18 protein-coding genes are annotated in these 14,887 nt (G+C 58.1%); 6 read left to right on the top strand and 12 right to left on the bottom strand.

Annotated features, from left to right (window positions below; translation table 11 throughout):
- The first annotated feature begins 44 nt into the window (after positions 1-44).
- Complete coding sequence (locus O9X91_RS11365; protein WP_142913954.1) at positions 45-1,142, top strand: acyltransferase family protein; 1,098 nt, start codon at positions 45-47, stop codon at positions 1,140-1,142.
- Between the two features lie 367 nt (positions 1,143-1,509).
- Here O9X91_RS11365 and O9X91_RS11370 read toward each other — a convergent pair whose 3' ends face one another.
- From O9X91_RS11370 to O9X91_RS11425, 12 genes are all read right to left on the bottom strand, one after another.
- Positions 1,510-1,797: a hypothetical protein gene (locus tag O9X91_RS11370; protein WP_142913953.1), complete on the bottom strand. Its 288-nt coding sequence runs from the start codon at positions 1,795-1,797 to the stop codon at positions 1,510-1,512.
- A gap of 546 nt (positions 1,798-2,343) precedes the next feature.
- Positions 2,344-2,481 (bottom strand): hypothetical protein, encoded by a 138-nt coding sequence (locus O9X91_RS11375; protein ID WP_162854307.1) that lies wholly within the window; start codon positions 2,479-2,481, stop codon positions 2,344-2,346.
- A gap of 96 nt (positions 2,482-2,577) precedes the next feature.
- Positions 2,578-2,793 (bottom strand): hypothetical protein, encoded by a 216-nt coding sequence (locus tag O9X91_RS11380; protein ID WP_077984196.1) that lies wholly within the window; start codon positions 2,791-2,793, stop codon positions 2,578-2,580.
- 38 nt (positions 2,794-2,831) lie between these two features.
- Entirely contained in the window at positions 2,832-3,068 is a 237-nt protein-coding gene (rpsU, locus tag O9X91_RS11385; protein ID WP_077984195.1) for a 30S ribosomal protein S21, read from the bottom strand.
- A 27-nt stretch (positions 3,069-3,095) separates the two neighbouring features.
- Positions 3,096-3,386, bottom strand: coding sequence for a cold-shock protein (locus O9X91_RS11390; protein ID WP_077984194.1), 291 nt, complete (start codon positions 3,384-3,386; stop codon positions 3,096-3,098).
- 109 nt (positions 3,387-3,495) lie between these two features.
- Entirely contained in the window at positions 3,496-3,705 is a 210-nt protein-coding gene (locus O9X91_RS11395; protein ID WP_003508146.1) for a cold-shock protein, read from the bottom strand.
- Positions 3,706-3,986: 281 nt separating this feature from the next.
- Positions 3,987-4,157, bottom strand: a complete 171-nt coding sequence (locus O9X91_RS11400; RefSeq protein ID WP_162854306.1) for a hypothetical protein — start codon at positions 4,155-4,157, stop codon at positions 3,987-3,989.
- A gap of 336 nt (positions 4,158-4,493) precedes the next feature.
- Positions 4,494-5,729 (bottom strand): Gfo/Idh/MocA family protein, encoded by a 1,236-nt coding sequence (locus tag O9X91_RS11405; protein ID WP_077984193.1) that lies wholly within the window; start codon positions 5,727-5,729, stop codon positions 4,494-4,496.
- Positions 5,730-5,748: 19 nt separating this feature from the next.
- Positions 5,749-6,570 carry a sugar phosphate isomerase/epimerase family protein gene (locus tag O9X91_RS11410; protein WP_077984192.1) on the bottom strand — a complete coding sequence of 274 codons (822 nt, stop codon included), beginning with the start codon at positions 6,568-6,570 and terminating at the stop codon, positions 5,749-5,751.
- Positions 6,571-6,594: 24 nt separating this feature from the next.
- Entirely contained in the window at positions 6,595-7,758 is a 1,164-nt protein-coding gene (locus O9X91_RS11415) for a dihydrodipicolinate synthase family protein (protein WP_142913952.1), read from the bottom strand.
- 10 nt (positions 7,759-7,768) lie between these two features.
- Complete coding sequence (locus tag O9X91_RS11420; protein WP_065116516.1) at positions 7,769-8,911, bottom strand: Gfo/Idh/MocA family protein; 1,143 nt, start codon at positions 8,909-8,911, stop codon at positions 7,769-7,771.
- Positions 8,912-9,157: 246 nt separating this feature from the next.
- Positions 9,158-9,868, bottom strand: coding sequence for a TetR/AcrR family transcriptional regulator (locus O9X91_RS11425; RefSeq protein WP_137412069.1), 711 nt, complete (start codon positions 9,866-9,868; stop codon positions 9,158-9,160).
- 117 nt (positions 9,869-9,985) lie between these two features.
- Here O9X91_RS11425 and O9X91_RS11430 point away from each other — a divergent pair, with 117 nt between their 5' ends.
- From O9X91_RS11430 to O9X91_RS11450, 5 genes are all read left to right on the top strand, one after another.
- Positions 9,986-11,275, top strand: a complete 1,290-nt coding sequence (locus O9X91_RS11430; protein ID WP_269833931.1) for an ABC transporter substrate-binding protein — start codon at positions 9,986-9,988, stop codon at positions 11,273-11,275.
- A 6-nt stretch (positions 11,276-11,281) separates the two neighbouring features.
- Complete coding sequence (locus tag O9X91_RS11435) at positions 11,282-12,235, top strand: carbohydrate ABC transporter permease (RefSeq protein ID WP_162520601.1); 954 nt, start codon at positions 11,282-11,284, stop codon at positions 12,233-12,235.
- Positions 12,228-13,103, top strand: coding sequence for a carbohydrate ABC transporter permease (locus O9X91_RS11440; protein ID WP_269833932.1), 876 nt, complete (start codon positions 12,228-12,230; stop codon positions 13,101-13,103). Before O9X91_RS11435 ends, O9X91_RS11440 begins: the two co-directional genes overlap by 8 nt.
- 77 nt (positions 13,104-13,180) lie before the next feature.
- Positions 13,181-14,257, top strand: coding sequence for an ABC transporter ATP-binding protein (locus tag O9X91_RS11445; protein WP_077984188.1), 1,077 nt, complete (start codon positions 13,181-13,183; stop codon positions 14,255-14,257).
- A 253-nt stretch (positions 14,258-14,510) separates the two neighbouring features.
- Entirely contained in the window at positions 14,511-14,882 is a 372-nt protein-coding gene (locus O9X91_RS11450; protein ID WP_269833933.1) for a hypothetical protein, read from the top strand.
- Positions 14,883-14,887: the final 5 nt, after the last annotated feature.

Genomic DNA, 14,887 nt, shown 5'->3' on the forward strand with positions numbered 1-14,887 from the left:
TTGCCTGTGAACCTTAAATCTCTCAGCCACGCCGAGCCTCACACATGGTCCAGTCGCCCCCGGAACGCTTCATCTTGCTCGACGGCGTAAGGGGCGTGGCCGCCCTTTTCATCGTCCACCGCCATGCCGAAAATCTCTTCGGGAAAAGCACGGCTTCGAGTTATCTCGCCGTGGATCTGTTCTTTGCGCTCAGCGGTTTCGTGCTCGCGCACGCCTATAGCCGGAGGCTGGCCGAAGGGGCGATTACGCCAGGCTTTTTCATGAAGGCGCGCTTCGCACGTCTTTACCCTCTTTATGGGCTGGCGCTGGCGCTGATGGCGGCCTATTTCATCTGTCTCTACGTGCTGGGCCTGCCGACGCCGATCGACGATCTGCACCGTCTCATCGATCCGGGCGAGCTTGCTTTCGCCTTGGTAACAGGGCTGCTCTTTCTGCCGGCGCCCTTTACGCTCACGCTGAACGGTGCGCTGTTTCTCGTCAGCCCGGCATGGTCGCTTTTCAATGAGCTGGTGGTGAATGCGTTTTACGCCCGCTTCGGTGTCCGGGCCACGCCGAAACAAACCGCCGCGGTGCTCACGGTCAGCGCCCTTGTGTTGATGGTGGCTGCCGCCGAGTTTGGCCGTTTGCATGCCGGTTTTCGCTGGCATGAAATGTATGCCGGCATGGGGCGAGTGTTCTTCTCGTTTTTTGCTGGCGTGCTTATTTACCGTTTCCGCAATCGCGTGCCGCAGTTGAAACCCTTTCAGGCGGTGCTTTGCCTTCTGCTGGTCTGCTTCATTCTGGCCGTGCCGATGTCGCGCGAGCTTCGGCCGTTCTTCGATCTTGCGGTTGTCCTTGTCGTCTGGCCGCTCCTGCTGTTTATCGCCAGCAAGACGGTTCCAGGGCGCGGGGTGGGAATGGTGTCGGTGTTTCTCGGCACGGCGTCCTATGCGGTCTATGTGCTGCATATTCCGCTTCTGGCCTGGACGGAGCTTCTTATCCCCGCGGTGCACCGGGAAAACTTCGCTTTGCCGGCCGGCCTTGTTTTTCTCATCGGCACGACATGCCTGTCATGGTTGCTGACGGTCTATTACGATCAGCCCGTTCAGAAATGGCTGAAGAACCGGTTGAGAGAGCGGAGCGAAATCCGCCAGCCGGTATGACCCTGCCTCGCGGCTGAAAACCTCAATAATGGGCGAAAATCGGGGCTGTCAGCACAAAAGCTGCGACGAGGCTGATGATCGTCAGTTTCGCCGCTCGCATGCGGCGCATTTTGCGGCCGCTCCAGTCATACGTCATACTCACCTCCACGCAGACGCAAAACTTACCGGTATGGGAAACAACCGAAACCTGGCGCAGACCTGTCATGGCCCCGCAACGCACCGGATGCACATTCGATACCCAAACTCCCGGACGCGCCTGATCGCGCGCGGGATGCTCAATTTCAGTGTTGCCTGATATACGACTTTTGCCAAGCCGTTATTTTCATCGGTGATTTTGAAGGCCGCCACGAAGAGGGCGGCATGCCCATCACTGGTAAAGAGGCGGCAGGCCCTGAATGGCGTAACGCGGCAGCGGTTTCCACGGTTTGACGCGCTCATGTTTGTGAACGCCGAACAGGAACAGCATTTCCTTCGAAATATCGGCAGGGTCGGTCAAGCCATCCTGAAAGAGCTGGATCACCTTGCGGGCGGCATTGTTGTAGAGCATGACTTCGTCATCCATGGTGTGGCTATCGTAACCGAGACCTTCCAGGACTGACTGAAGCATTTTCAGGTCCTGCGATGTGATGATGCAATTTTCGTGTGCGGAAGACATGAGGTCGTCCTTTCCTGCGGGAGTTAGAAAAAAACCGGAGCGTCGCGCTGCCGTCCAGAGATGGCGCTGGGACGCTTCAACGTTTCGAAATGCGGACGCGTCAGATAAACCGTTTCCGGCGCGTGCTGTCATCCATGTCGCGTGAATTGCGGATCGTTACCGCCGGCAACAGGCGGGACAGGGCTGAGGGCGCAACAGACCAGACGGTGGCAACGCCGCTTAGTTAACTATCACGGAGCCTGCGCCGTTTAAGGGGAATAGGCAAGTTAATTCCGCTAAACACGGTGGGAGGTATAGCCGCTGACGCAGGCAACAAAAAAGGCCGGGGCAATATTGCACCGACCTTCCTCATATCGCTCTCAACACCAGTGCCAGTACATCCGTGGTCAAAAGTCTAAAAGCGACTGGAGCAACTGCGAACATCGATTTCATTCGCGCTCACCAGCAGTTGCTATGGAAGACATTTAGTTTGGCAATGTGGCTAAATCAAGACCTGCATTCATGGCGATGCATTTATTCGTTCTGATTTCCCAGCCACAGGTGGCGTCATGTCTTCTTGCCATCCCCGGTGGTTGCATTGGCAAACTTAACCTGCGAGCCTGGCGGGGCTGCTGCTGGCGTTTTCGTCTTGTCTTTTTTAGGTTTGCGGATTTCCTTGTTGCTGCGCAATTGACCCTTGGCCATGGTGTCCTCCTCCTGCTGAATTCATGAGGTCTCGAGCGGGTATTGATCATCCCCTCAAGACCCGTTTGACGGGGCGGTTCTGGAAATCCCGTCCGGCTATTTCTTGCCGGATCGTTTCTTTGCGGATGCGGGCGCGTCAGCGATAAATGACGCTTCCTGTGCCTCACGAAGCTGGCGAAGGCGCTCTGTTTTGCGGGCGCGCTGGTCGGCCTCGGTATTTATGATCTGTTTTGCGGCGTTATCCGTCAGTGATGCTTTGTCCTGTGCGGATAGCTTGCCGGGCTTGAAGAAAGCTTCTTTAGTCGCGGCCATGTCATTCTCCTTGACGTAAGAGAGCAGTATCAAAGGGCTTAGCGGGTGCGGGCGGCCTTCTTTGGGCCCGGCAGCAAGCCTTCGCGTTGCATCTTCTTCTTTTCCATCTTGCGATGGCGGCGTACGGCTTCGGCCTGTTCGCGGACACGCTTTTCCGAGGGCTTCTCATAGGATTCCCGCGCGCGCATTTCGCGGAAGATGCCTTCGCGCTGCATTCTCTTTTTCAGAACACGAAGGGCTTGGTCTACATTGTTGTCGCGGACGAGTACTTGCAAGAAATTCTCCTTCAGCAGCCCATGCTGCTACTTTCTGACTTTAATGGAACTCAGGTTGACCCAGCTGGATCCCGCTTCGCGCACCGAAGTGTTTTCGCTGACGCGTGGCGTCGGTGTGGTGGACGCTGACAAATCTATTTCGTCGATCGCAATACTGCGTTCGAAATTTTCATGCTGGAAGCGCACCCTGAGACGAACGACGCCCTGTCCCTCCGGCATCACGGACATCACGCGCGCAGGACCCTTGGGCTGGTTGTTGCCGATGACACCGGGCTTCAGAAAAACCGTGTCGCCGCACTTGTAGGAATTTTTACGCATAGGACCTCCATGGCCCAAAAACAAAAGGCCGGGCTTTGACCCGACCTCTCACAGTCATCCTAACCTGCAGCCAGTACATCCGTGGTCTGCGAGTTGGAGATGACGAATATCAAGCTGCCTGAAGGTTATCAGCCGAGCTCTTGCCGGACCGACGGTCCTGGACGATCTCGTAGCTGATCTTCTGGCCATCGTTCAGCGAACGCATGCCGGCGCGCTCAACTGCGGAGATGTGAACGAAAACGTCCGTGCCGCCATTGTCAGGCTGAATGAAGCCGAAGCCCTTGGTGGCGTTGAACCACTTTACAGTACCAGTGTTCATAACGATTTCCTTTCGTAGAATCGTTGTGGTTCCCGCGATACCTTGCGGGATAAGATCGATTATTTGAGAGGAAATCCGACGGGGAACAGTCTGTTCCAGAACGACGTCACAAGCAATGGTCGATGAAGAAAATATAGGCGCAATTTTTGATTTTGCAATGGGCCCTGAAGGAAAAAGCGCCGGCGAGCAACGCTTGATCCGCTAAGTGTCTGTTTTACGGCGTTATTTCCCGATGACCCAATGTTAACCCCGGTCTGGCGCTGCCTTTGGTCTCACGCGCATCAACCTCCACCGGGAGACACGTCTTTCGCATCGTCATCCGGCAGACTGCCTGCGCCCGGCGTCTTGTCGCAGTCAGTGAGGGAAGGTTTGGCGTGCGGGCCGGCCGGGGGAATGTCGTTCGGGCTGGAAGGCCCTTTGTCGACAGTTTTCGGCTTCGTTTTCTTCGTCATGTCGCGTCCTCCTTTTAGCAGGAAAACGCCAGGGAAAAGGCGCGGGTTCCGTTTCCACACCGCGCGGGCGCGCTTTTCCGCCGTCAGCGGCGGGAACGCGGCTTTTTCTCTTCTCGGTTCATATCTCGTCCGACCCATTTGAAGAACACAACGAGGCTGGCGCCGATGATGATGAGCGGAACGAAGGATTCAAAACTGGACATGACTCACTCTTTCTTCCCCCGGCGGCCATTTTACCGGCCTGAAAGAAGAGCGTAATCTGCGGAATATCGTCGGTTCTTTTTTGGCGATTGCCGTCTGCGGCCCAGCTGCCGATGAGGTCGCAGACGACAGCTGTTAAACGGGCAACGATTTCACCGTTGCCGTCCCGCCTTCACGGGCGCTTTTCAGCGCCGCCACGCCGGTCAGAACGGACATGGCGCCGGCGCGCGACCCCGCCCGCTGCCGCAGCCGGTCGTTGGAGCCAGGCTTGAAGATCATGTCGCGCATGCGGTTGTCGCCGCCATAGTGGCCGCCCGGCTCATGCGGCACCCAGATACGTTCCACGCCGCCGCCAAAACTTTTCACCAGCAGGATTTCATCGGCCGGCGGTTCCGTCCAGGGCTGCTTTTCATACTGGCGCATCTCGATGCGCCCCTTATGACCGTTGAAGGCGATATGGTGGCCCTCGATCGGCATATAGGTATTGAGTGAATAGGAAACCTGCACGCCGCTGGCATAACGGATCGAGGCGCTCATGGTGTCGGGAATGTCGATTTCCTCGCGGAAGACGCAGGCATCGCGCACATAACCGTCCACCGTCGAAGGATCTTCATATAGCGCATCTAGAAAAGGATCGGCGCCCAGATCCATGAAATAATCGCACTCGCTTTTGTGCGGACAGGTGCGACAGCGCGTTCCCCGGAACGGACCGTTCTTGCCATAATGCAGCAATTGTCCGAACCCCTTCACTTCCACGGGATCGGAATCGAGATACCAGTTCAGGAGATCGAAATGGTGGGTGGCCTTGTGCACGAACAGGCTGCCGGAATGTTCGGTGAAGGCATGCCAGCGGCGGAAGTAATCCGCGCCGTGGTGATTATCGAGATACCAATGGAAATCGACCGAGGTAACCGTGCCGATGGCGCCGTCATCGATCAGTTCCTTTATGCGAGCGGCCGTGGGCGAAAAACGATAGTTGAAGGACACATCGACACGTCGGCCGCTTTTGGCTTCGGCTGCGCGAATGCGGTCGATCTTTTCCGGGGTGGTGGTCATGGGTTTTTCGCTGATGACATCAGCCCCGCCCTCAAGCGCACGGATGATGATGTCGTCATGGGTGTCGTCCGGTGTGCAGACGATCACCAGTTCCGGGCGTTGCTCCAGCATCATCCGGTCGAAGTCGTCGTAAAGCGGCGCGTTCGATCCCATCATTGCGCGGGCGCGCTCGGCGCGCATCAGGTTCAGGTCGCAAATGCCAACCAGCTCGACATAGTCGCTCCAGCCGGCCAGCAATTCGCGGCCCCACATGGTGGTACCGCGATTGCCGGTGCCGACCAGCGCGTAACGTTTGCGTTTCACCTTTTCAGGCATTGCCTCTCTCCCGGATATCTCAACAAACAGTCTTGAAGCGCTCAACCACGGTGGCGAGGACCTCATCCATCGGGCGTGCCTGCCAGCGATGCGAGAAAATCTCAACTTCCTGCGGGCCGTGGAAGCCGGCGGCCTCGATCATGGCGCGAAATGCCTTGAGGTCTATCACGCCGTCGCCCATCATGCCGCGATCATTGAGCGGATCCGTGGTCGGCACCAGCCAGTCGCAGATGTGATGGGCAAGGATTTGCCCGTTCCGGCCAGCCCGCGCCACCTGTTCCTCCAGCTCCGGATCCCACCAGACATGGTAGACGTCGATGGCCACACCGGTGCCGGCACCCAGCCGGTCGCAGAGATCGAGCGACTGTTTCAATGTGTTGAAGCAGGCGCGCTCGGCGGCGTAAAAGGGGTGAAGCGGCTCGATGGCCAGTGGCACGCCGGCGGCCCGCGCATAGGGAAGAAGTTCGCTCATGCCGTCCTCCACCATCTGCCGCGCACCCTTTAAATCACGCGAGCCGGCGGGCAGCCCGCCCACGACAAGTACGAGGCAATCAGCTTTCATGGCGGCGGCCTCATCGACCGCGCGTTTATTGTCCTCAATGGCGAGCCGACGGCCTTCCTCGGTAGGAGCAGGGAAAAAGCCGCCACGGCAATGGCCGCTGAGGCGCAGCCCATTCTGCTCAACGATGCGTGCGGCTTCAGTAAGACCGACGCCGTGTACCTGTTCGCGCCAGGGCGAAATGGCGGTGATGCCATGGGCGAGGCAAGCATCGACGATTGCGCCAAAATCTCCGCCCTGACGCACGGTGGCGAAATTGATGGAAAGGCCTTCAAGGCTCATCTCGGTATCTCCCCTCGTTTTGCTTCACCCGATGCCGCGGACGGCTAGAAACGCCTTCATGCGGTGCGTGGCCAGATCAGGCTCGGTCAGCACATTGGCCTTGTCCGCAAGTCGGAAAAGCTCGGCGAAATGCTGCGTGGAGCGGGTGCTTTCCTGCCCGCCGATCATAGTGAAATGATCCTGCAACCCGTTGAGATAGGCGAGGAACACCACACCGGTTTTGTAGAAGCGGGTGGGAGCCTTGAAGATGTGGCGCGAGAGCGCCACCGTCGGCTCCAGAATATCGAAGAATTCATTGTCCGCCCCGTGCTTCAGGCAGGCCAGCGCTTTCGAAGCCGCCGGCGCGATGGCGTCGAAAATACCGAGCAGCGCGTCCGAATGGCCCTGTTCGTCACCGGCGATCAGTTCGGCGTAGTTGAAATCGTCGCCGGTATACATGCGCACGCCTGCCGGCAGACGGCGGCGCATGACGATTTCCTTTTCCTTGGAGAGAAGCGAAATCTTGATGCCGTCGATCCTGTCGGCATTCTCCTCGATCATGGCAAGGCATGTTTCCATTGCCGCCATATGGTCATTGGCACCCCAATAGCCCTCAAGCGCGGGGTCGAACATTTCGCCCAGCCAGTGGATCACCACTTTCTGCTCGGCGCGGGAGAGAACCCGCGCATAGGCCTTGAGATAATCATCCGGCGAGCGGGCGGTCGCGGCCAGCGCGCGGCTCGCCATCAAGATCACACGTCCACCTTCTCCCTGAACGAAATCAAGCTGTTCGAGATAAGAGTCGATAATCTGGTTCAGGTCGTAACCGCCGCCATTCAGATGGTCGGTGCCGACGCCGCAGGCAATCAGAGCATCCTTGCGGCTGGCTGCTTCCTTCAGCGAACGGGAGATCAGTTCCTGCGCCTGCGGCCATGCCAGTCCCATGCCACGCTGCGCCGTGTCCATGGCTTCGGCAACACCAAGACCGAGGTCCCACAGGCGGTGACGAAAGCGCAAGGTCGCCTCCCAGTCGATGGCGGGCGTCAGCCACGGGTCGTTCTCGGTAAGCGGATCGGCCACCACATGGGCGGCGGCGAAAGCGATGCGGTTGAAATCCGTAGCGCTTCGTTTTTCAACGGCGACCGGCGTGCCGGACAGCCTGTAGACCTCGATGCTGCGGTCGTCCTTCGGAAGCTTGAGTTCACTCACGTCTGCCTCCTTAGGAAATGGCGGGAACGTCGAGCCAGCGGCGTTCCTTCCACGATCTAAGACCCAGTTCGGCAAGCTGCACGCCCTTCACGCCTTCCATCAGCCCATAGGGCCAAGGGTCGTTGTCGACGAGGTGGCGCACGAACATTTCCCACTGCGCCTTGAACCCGTTATCGTAGACGACATTGTCCGGCACTTCCTGCCAGGTCTTGTAGAAATCGATGGTCTGCGGCTGGTCGGGGTTCCAAACCGGCTTAGGTGTGTTGGTGCGGTGCTGGGTAAAGCATTTGGTCAGGCCCGCCACCGCCGAGCCATGGGTGCCATCGACCTGGAAGGTCACGAGGTCGTCGCGACGCACCCGCACCGCCCATGAGGAGTTGATATGGGCAATGGCGCCGCCTTCAAGTTCGAAAGTGGCATAGGCCGCGTCATCCGCATCCGCCTTATAGGCTTTGCCCTGTTCGTCAAAACGTTCCGGAATATGGGTCGCGCCGAGGCAGCTTACCGATTTTACCGGTCCGAACAGATTGTCGAGCACATAACGCCAGTGGCACAGCATATCGAGAATGATGCCGCCGCCATCCTTCAGGCGGTAATTCCAGGAGGGGCGTTGCGCCGGTTGCCAGTCGCCTTCAAAAACCCAGTAACCGAACTCGCCGCGGACCGAGAGGATTTTTCCGAAAAAGCCGCTGTCGCGCAGCATGGCGAGCTTGCGCAAGCCCGGCAGGAACAGCTTGTCCTGCACCACGCCGTGTTTGATGCCGGCGCTTTCGGCCAGCCGTGCAATGGCCAGCGCCTCTTCCATCGTGTCGGAAATCGGCTTTTCGCAATAGACGTTCTTGCCGGCCTTGATGGCTTTTTCCAAAAGGCTGCCGCGCATCTGCGTCGTGCCGGCATCGAAGAACAGCGTGTCATCAGGGTTTGCAAGCGCCGCATCGATATCGGTGGTCCAGCGGGCGACATTATGTTTTTTCGCGATTTCCTCAATCTTCGCGCCGTTTCGCCCGACCAAAATGGGGTCGAGCATGACCCTTTCGCCGTTCTTCAACAGCACGCCGCCCTGATCGCGAATGGCGAGAACGGAGCGCACGAGATGCTGGTTGTAACCCATGCGGCCGGTGATGCCGTGCATGATGACGCCGATACGTTTCATGAATTTCCTCCCAAGGCGGCCTTTTCCCGAAAGCCGCTTCCGTCAAACATGGTAATTTGTAACCATTTGGTTATTTGTGTTCGTGAAAGGTGCGATCTGTCAAGGTGTTTTTGACAGGAAAAATTCATGAGGTGAGGATCGCTGAACTTAAGGGTCTCCGCCGCGTCGCAAAAAGAAAACGGCGCGCTTCGCGGATGCGAATGGCGCGTCGTCGCTGTTGTTAAAGAGAAAATCGGTTCGGCCGGTTCAGGCCGGCCGCACTGCAGCAAGCAGGGTATCGACGATATGTTGGCCCCAGCGTTCCAGTTCGGCAGGGTCGGTCAGGTCGCGCTGGAAGATGGTCGACAGCGTGAACCGGTTCGAAAGATAAAAGGCGCCGAGCGAAGCAATGGTCAGATAGACGTCGATCGGATCGAGACCGTCACGGAATTCGCCGGCGTCGCTGCCCCGTCGCAGCACGTCTTCCAGCTCTGAAATGAAATTCGAATGCATCGCCGTAATCGTCGGGGATTGCCTGAGATAGCGGGCTTTATTGAGGTTTTCCGTGGCGAGGATGCTCAGGAATTCGGGGTGGTCGAGGAAGTAGTGCCAGGTAAAAAGCGCAAGTTCCCGCAGGCCCTCCGACGGGGCCTTTCGGGCCAGGTCAAGCCGTCTCTCGGTGTGGCGGATATGGCGGTAAGCGTCTTCGAGAACGGCGAGATAAAGCGCATCCTTGTCACCGAAATAATGGTAGATCATCCGCTTGTTGGTGCCGGCGCGCCGGGCGACGACATCTATCCGAGCCCCCGCCAGCCCCTTGGCGGCCACCTCACGGCGGGCGGCTTCAAGAATGGCGGCGCGGGTCCTTTCCGGGTTTCGCACCTGTGCCGTCGCGCGTTTGCGCTTGGGCGACGGCGTTTTCTCCATGGCGGCATCGGGGGCCGGATCGGACGGCTGGTTTGTTGTCGTTTTTTCCATTTCAGCACCCGCTTGACAATGTTTGCGATCAGTGTTCCCATGTAACCAATTAGTTATAAAACGGCAAGCGTCGTTTACGTTCATCATCAATTGGCAGTCAATAGGGAGGAGTTGCCAATGCCCATGATGCTTCACAGGAGAGGTGTGCTTTCAGCGGGGCTCGGCGCCCTGTCGCTTGCAGCACTGGGAGGTGGTTCAGCGCAGGCCCAGGCCGCGCGCCTTCGCATGTTGTGGTGGGGTTCGCAGGAGCGCGCCGACCGCACCAACAAGGCGATAGCAGCCTATAAGCAGGTCAAGCCGGATCTCGACATTGCCGGTGAATTCGCAGGCTGGAGCGATTATTGGCCACGCCTTGCCACGCAGGTTGCCGGCCGCAATGCGCCTGACCTGATCCAGATGGATTATCGCTACATCTTCGAATATGGCCGGCGCGGCGCACTTGCTCCGCTCGATGAATTTATCGGCAAGGGCCTGAAGATCGAAGATTTCGGCAAGATGAACATCGATTCCGGCCGGGTCGATGGCAAGCTTTACGGCATCAATCTCGGTGTCAATTCCAGCGCCGTCTTCTTCGACAAGGCGGCCTGGGAAAAATCCGGTGCGACGCCGCCGGCGATCGGCCAGACCTGGGAGGAGTTTGCCGAAAACGCCGCCAAGCTCAGCAAGAACAAGCCGAAGCCCGGTTATTACGCAACGGCCGACGCCAGCGGCGTGGAGCCGAGCTTTGAAAACTGGCTGCGCCAGAACGGCAAATCGCTCTACACGCAGGATGGCGGGATCGGCTTCGATCCGACCGATGCCACCAAGTGGTTCACCCTGTGGGCTGATCTGCGCAAAAGCGGCGCCTGTGTGCCGGCCGATGTGCAGGCGCTCGACCAGCTCAACATCGAAACGAACCCTTTGACGACGGGCAAGGCGGCAACGGCATTCGCCCATTCCAACCAGTTCGTCGGGTATCAGAAGCTGAACAAGTCCAAGCTTGCCATAAGCTCCTATCCGAAGAGCACGAAGGATGGCCCTTCTGGCCATTATCTGAAACCCTCCATGCTCATCAGCGTCGCCAATGGCAGTGCCGGCATCGAGCAGGCGATTGGGTTCATCAACTTCCTCGTGGCTGAACCGCAGGGCGTCGACATTCTCGGCGTCGAGCGTGGCGTTCCGGCGTCGGAATCCATGCGCAGCCAGTTGAGCAGTAAGCTCGACGAGGTCAGCAAGACGATGGTGGACTATATTGCCGAGATTACCCCCGGCGTCGGCGATCTGCCGCCGGCGCCGCCTCCGGGCGCGGGCGAGTTCGCCTTCGTTTTGAAACGCACGGCAGAAGAAGTTGGCTTCGGCAAGATCACGCCGGAAGAGGGCGGTGACCGCCTCGTCAAGGAATCCGAAACCGTTATCAAACGGAAGTGATGGTTTATGGCCTTTCGATCTGAAACTCTTGTGGAGGAGAGCCGTGGCGCGGCTCTCCCGAAACGGGGCGGCCTGAAGCGGGTTTTCGACCGCAACATTCACGCCTACCTGTTTCTGCTGCCCTGGCTGATCGGCTTTTTTGGCCTCACGCTTGGCCCGGCGCTGGCGTCGCTTTATCTGTCCTTCACCAATTACGATCTGTTGCAGTCGCCGGATTGGGTGGGTGCGGCGAACTATGTGCGCATCGCAACCGATGACCCAAAATTTGCAGCAGCCATGCAGGTGACGTTTACCTATGTGCTGCTGTCGGTGCCGCTGAAGCTCATCTTCGCGCTGCTGGTGGCGCTCGCCTTCAATCGCGGCATAAAGGCGCTAACGCTCTACCGCGCGATCTTCTATCTACCGTCGCTGCTGGGTTCCAGCGTCGCGATCGCCGTTCTCTGGCGCCAGCTTTTCGCGTCCGATGGCCTCGTCAACATGCTGCTCTGGCAGGCTTTCGGTTATGAAGGCCCAAGCTGGATTTCCAATCCTGATTATTCGATATACACGCTGGTCATCCTGTCCGTCTGGCAGTTCGGTTCGCCGATGATCATCTTCCTTGCGGGTCTGAGACAAATCCCGCAGGACATGTATGAGGCCGCCGATATCGACGGCGCGAGCAAGGTGCGGCAGTTCTTCCGCATTACCCTGCCGCTTTTGACGCCGGTGATCTTCTTCAACGCCGTCATCCAGACGATCGACGCCTTCAAGGCCTTCACGCCCGCCTTCATCATTTCCGAAGGCTCCGGCGGGCCGATCAACTCGACGCTGTTCTACACGCTCTACCTCTATCAGGAAGCCTTCGGTTTCTTCCGCATGGGTTATGCCTCGGCGCTGGCCTGGATTTTGGTGATCATCATCTCGCTGTTCACGGCCTTCTCGTTCCTCAGCGCAAAATACTGGGTGCATTACGATGACTGACGCTGTTACCGCCCCCCGGCCGGGACAAGGCCCGCAACGCTCGCCGCTGAAATCGGTGATGCTCCACACGGTGTTGATCATCGCGTCCTTCGCGATGCTCTATCCGATCCTGTGGATGATATCGGGCTCTTTCCGGCCGCAGGATGAGCTGTTCGGCTCTTCCTCGCTCATTCCCTCGGCAGTCGATTTTGGCGGTTATATCCGTGGCTGGACGGGGCTGCAGGTGAGTTTCGGGCAGTTCTTCTGGAACTCCTTCTTCATCTCGGTGCTCGCTACCATAGGGAATGTGGTCGGCTGCTCGCTCACCGCCTTTGCTTTTGCAAGGCTTCGGTTCGGCGGGCGCAATTTCTGGTTTGCGCTGATGCTTGGCACGCTCATGCTGCCCTATCACGTCGTGCTCATCCCGCAATATATCCTGTTTCTGGAAATGGGCTGGGTGAACACGTCGCTGCCGCTGATCGTGCCGAAATACCTCGCGACGGATGCCTTCTTCATCTTCCTGATGGTGCAGTTCTTCCGCGGTATCCCGCGTGAACTGGACGAGGCGGCGGTCATGGATGGCTGCTCGCCCTTCCGCATCTACTGGAAGATTATGCTGCCCCTGTCGCTGCCGGTTCTGGCGACGGCCGCGATCTTTTCCTTCATCTGGACATGGGACGATTTCTTCGGTCCGCTGATCTATCTGAACGACATCAACACCTACACCGTGCAGCTCGGTCTCAGATCCTTCGTGGATTCCACCGGCAGCTCGGACTGGACCTCGCTTTTCGCCATGTCCAACTTGTCGCTGGTGCCGGTCTTCCTGTTCTTCCTGTTTTTCCAGCGGCTGCTGATCGAAGGCATCGCGACGACGGGAATGAAACGCTGAACCGAGAGAACATTTTATAAGACCATCAACACTGTCGCGGCTGCCCTTTGCGCGGCGCGACAGTCGGGAGAAACAGCATGGCAAGCAGCATTACTCTGGAAAAAATCGTCAAGCGGTTCGGCGCTTTTCCGGTCATCCACGGCATCGATCTTAAGATCGAACCGGGCGAATTCACAGTTTTCGTCGGCCCCTCGGGCTGCGGAAAGTCCACGCTTTTACGCATGATCGCCGGACTGGAAGAAATCTCCGAGGGCGATCTTCGCATCGATGGCGAAAGGGTCAACGAAACCGCCGCCTCCAAGCGCGGAATCGCCATGGTCTTCCAGTCCTATGCGCTCTATCCGCATATGAGCGTCTACAAGAACCTCGCTTTCGGTCTTGAGACGGCAGGCTACAAGAAACCGGAAGTCCAGGCGCGGGTGCAGAAGGCCGCCGACATCCTGCAGATCGGGCCCCTGTTGCAGCGCAAGCCGAAGGCGCTTTCGGGCGGTCAGCGCCAGCGTGTCGCCATCGGCCGCGCCATTGTGCGCGAACCGAAGATATTCCTGTTCGACGAGCCGCTTTCCAACCTCGATGCGGAACTGCGCGTGCAGATGCGCGTCGAAATCGCCAAGCTGCACCAGACGCTCGGCAGCACCATGATCTATGTGACGCATGACCAGGTGGAAGCCATGACCATGGCCGACAAGATCGTCGTGCTGCGCGAAGGCCGCATCATGCAGGTCGGCCGCCCGCTCGATCTTTACAACAACCCGGCAAACCAGTTCGTCGCCGGTTTCATCGGCTCGCCGAAGATGAATTTCCTCTCCGCCAAGGTGGCTTCTGGCGACAGTTCCAACCGCACCATAGAGGTGGCCGGTCAGCGCATCGTGCTGGAAAAACCGGTCGCCGCGCAACAGGGCGAACCGCTCACCTTCGGCGTGCGCCCGGAACATGTGAACCCGCAGGAGCAGTCCGCCTCGCTGGGTGAGGCTTCCATCCAGCTCGTCGAACATCTCGGCGGCTCAACGGTGGTCTACACCGCGACCCCCGACGGCCAGCCCGCCACCGTGCTGCTGGACGGCCAGCGCCATATCCGCATCGGCGAGACCATTCCCTTTGCGTTTGATTTGGCGAAGACGCATCTGTTCGGGGCGGATGGGCGGCGGATATGACACTTGTATTTAGCGTCTAAAGTCGATGACAAGAGAAAAGCTCCCTTGAGTCACATTGGCTTTACAGGCCTTTTCGAGCGATTGCGTGCTTCCGCGATGAAGAGGTTCTTTCGCGACCAAAGACTTCGGTATCCCGAGCCGAAGGTACAGTGCGTCGATGATGACCGTGAAGAACAAAGGTGTACGCGCGGCAAAGTCCGATTGCGTAACGAGGAAAATCTGTCCAGTGTGAAAGCTAAGGCTGGAGAGACGAATGCTGAGATTATGGCAGCGCATTACATATTATCGTCATCGTAGTGAGCTTTGGGCGCTTGACAAGGCGCAGCAGACGCCGCGCGTAGCAGGCTTTCCAATCTCGTTGGTGGTCTCATTTTGGTGGTTTGTTATGGCAACGCCAGTGATACTGCCGCATATAATATTGCAAGCTTACTCCAAGAGTGCTGCAACAATTTTCTTGCTGATCACTGGTCTTCCCCTACTTCTAGCGATTGTTTTGGCGGCGCCTTGGTTTTTCAGCTGGCAAGGAATTGTGGCAGGTCTGATGTCGGGTCGATCTGAGGCAGCTAGGAAAAAGGAACAAGTCTTGATGCATGCAATTGACGCCTATAGGGCAAAATCAGTTTAACGTCT

It is taken from the genome of Agrobacterium salinitolerans (genome assembly GCF_027498475.1).
In the GTDB taxonomy this organism is placed as follows: domain Bacteria; phylum Pseudomonadota; class Alphaproteobacteria; order Rhizobiales; family Rhizobiaceae; genus Agrobacterium; species Agrobacterium salinitolerans.

Bases quoted from the DNA above. Each gene is read 5' to 3' on its own strand.
- O9X91_RS11365 (WP_142913954.1), top strand. From the start codon at position 45: ATGGTCCAGTCGCCCCCGGAACGCTTCATCTTGCTCGACGGCGTAAGG.
- O9X91_RS11370 (WP_142913953.1), bottom strand. From the start codon at position 1,797: ATGTCTTCCGCACACGAAAATTGCATCATCACATCGCAGGACCTGAAA.
- O9X91_RS11375 (WP_162854307.1), bottom strand. From the start codon at position 2,481: ATGGCCAAGGGTCAATTGCGCAGCAACAAGGAAATCCGCAAACCTAAA.
- O9X91_RS11380 (WP_077984196.1), bottom strand. From the start codon at position 2,793: ATGGCCGCGACTAAAGAAGCTTTCTTCAAGCCCGGCAAGCTATCCGCA.
- O9X91_RS11390 (WP_077984194.1), bottom strand. From the start codon at position 3,386: ATGCGTAAAAATTCCTACAAGTGCGGCGACACGGTTTTTCTGAAGCCC.
- O9X91_RS11395 (WP_003508146.1), bottom strand. From the start codon at position 3,705: ATGAACACTGGTACTGTAAAGTGGTTCAACGCCACCAAGGGCTTCGGC.
- O9X91_RS11400 (WP_162854306.1), bottom strand. From the start codon at position 4,157: ATGACGAAGAAAACGAAGCCGAAAACTGTCGACAAAGGGCCTTCCAGC.
- O9X91_RS11405 (WP_077984193.1), bottom strand. From the start codon at position 5,729: ATGCCTGAAAAGGTGAAACGCAAACGTTACGCGCTGGTCGGCACCGGC.
- O9X91_RS11410 (WP_077984192.1), bottom strand. From the start codon at position 6,570: ATGAGCCTTGAAGGCCTTTCCATCAATTTCGCCACCGTGCGTCAGGGC.
- O9X91_RS11420 (WP_065116516.1), bottom strand. From the start codon at position 8,911: ATGAAACGTATCGGCGTCATCATGCACGGCATCACCGGCCGCATGGGT.
- O9X91_RS11425 (WP_137412069.1), bottom strand. From the start codon at position 9,868: ATGGAAAAAACGACAACAAACCAGCCGTCCGATCCGGCCCCCGATGCC.
- O9X91_RS11430 (WP_269833931.1), top strand. From the start codon at position 9,986: ATGCCCATGATGCTTCACAGGAGAGGTGTGCTTTCAGCGGGGCTCGGC.
- O9X91_RS11435 (WP_162520601.1), top strand. From the start codon at position 11,282: ATGGCCTTTCGATCTGAAACTCTTGTGGAGGAGAGCCGTGGCGCGGCT.
- O9X91_RS11440 (WP_269833932.1), top strand. From the start codon at position 12,228: ATGACTGACGCTGTTACCGCCCCCCGGCCGGGACAAGGCCCGCAACGC.
- O9X91_RS11445 (WP_077984188.1), top strand. From the start codon at position 13,181: ATGGCAAGCAGCATTACTCTGGAAAAAATCGTCAAGCGGTTCGGCGCT.
- O9X91_RS11450 (WP_269833933.1), top strand. From the start codon at position 14,511: ATGCTGAGATTATGGCAGCGCATTACATATTATCGTCATCGTAGTGAG.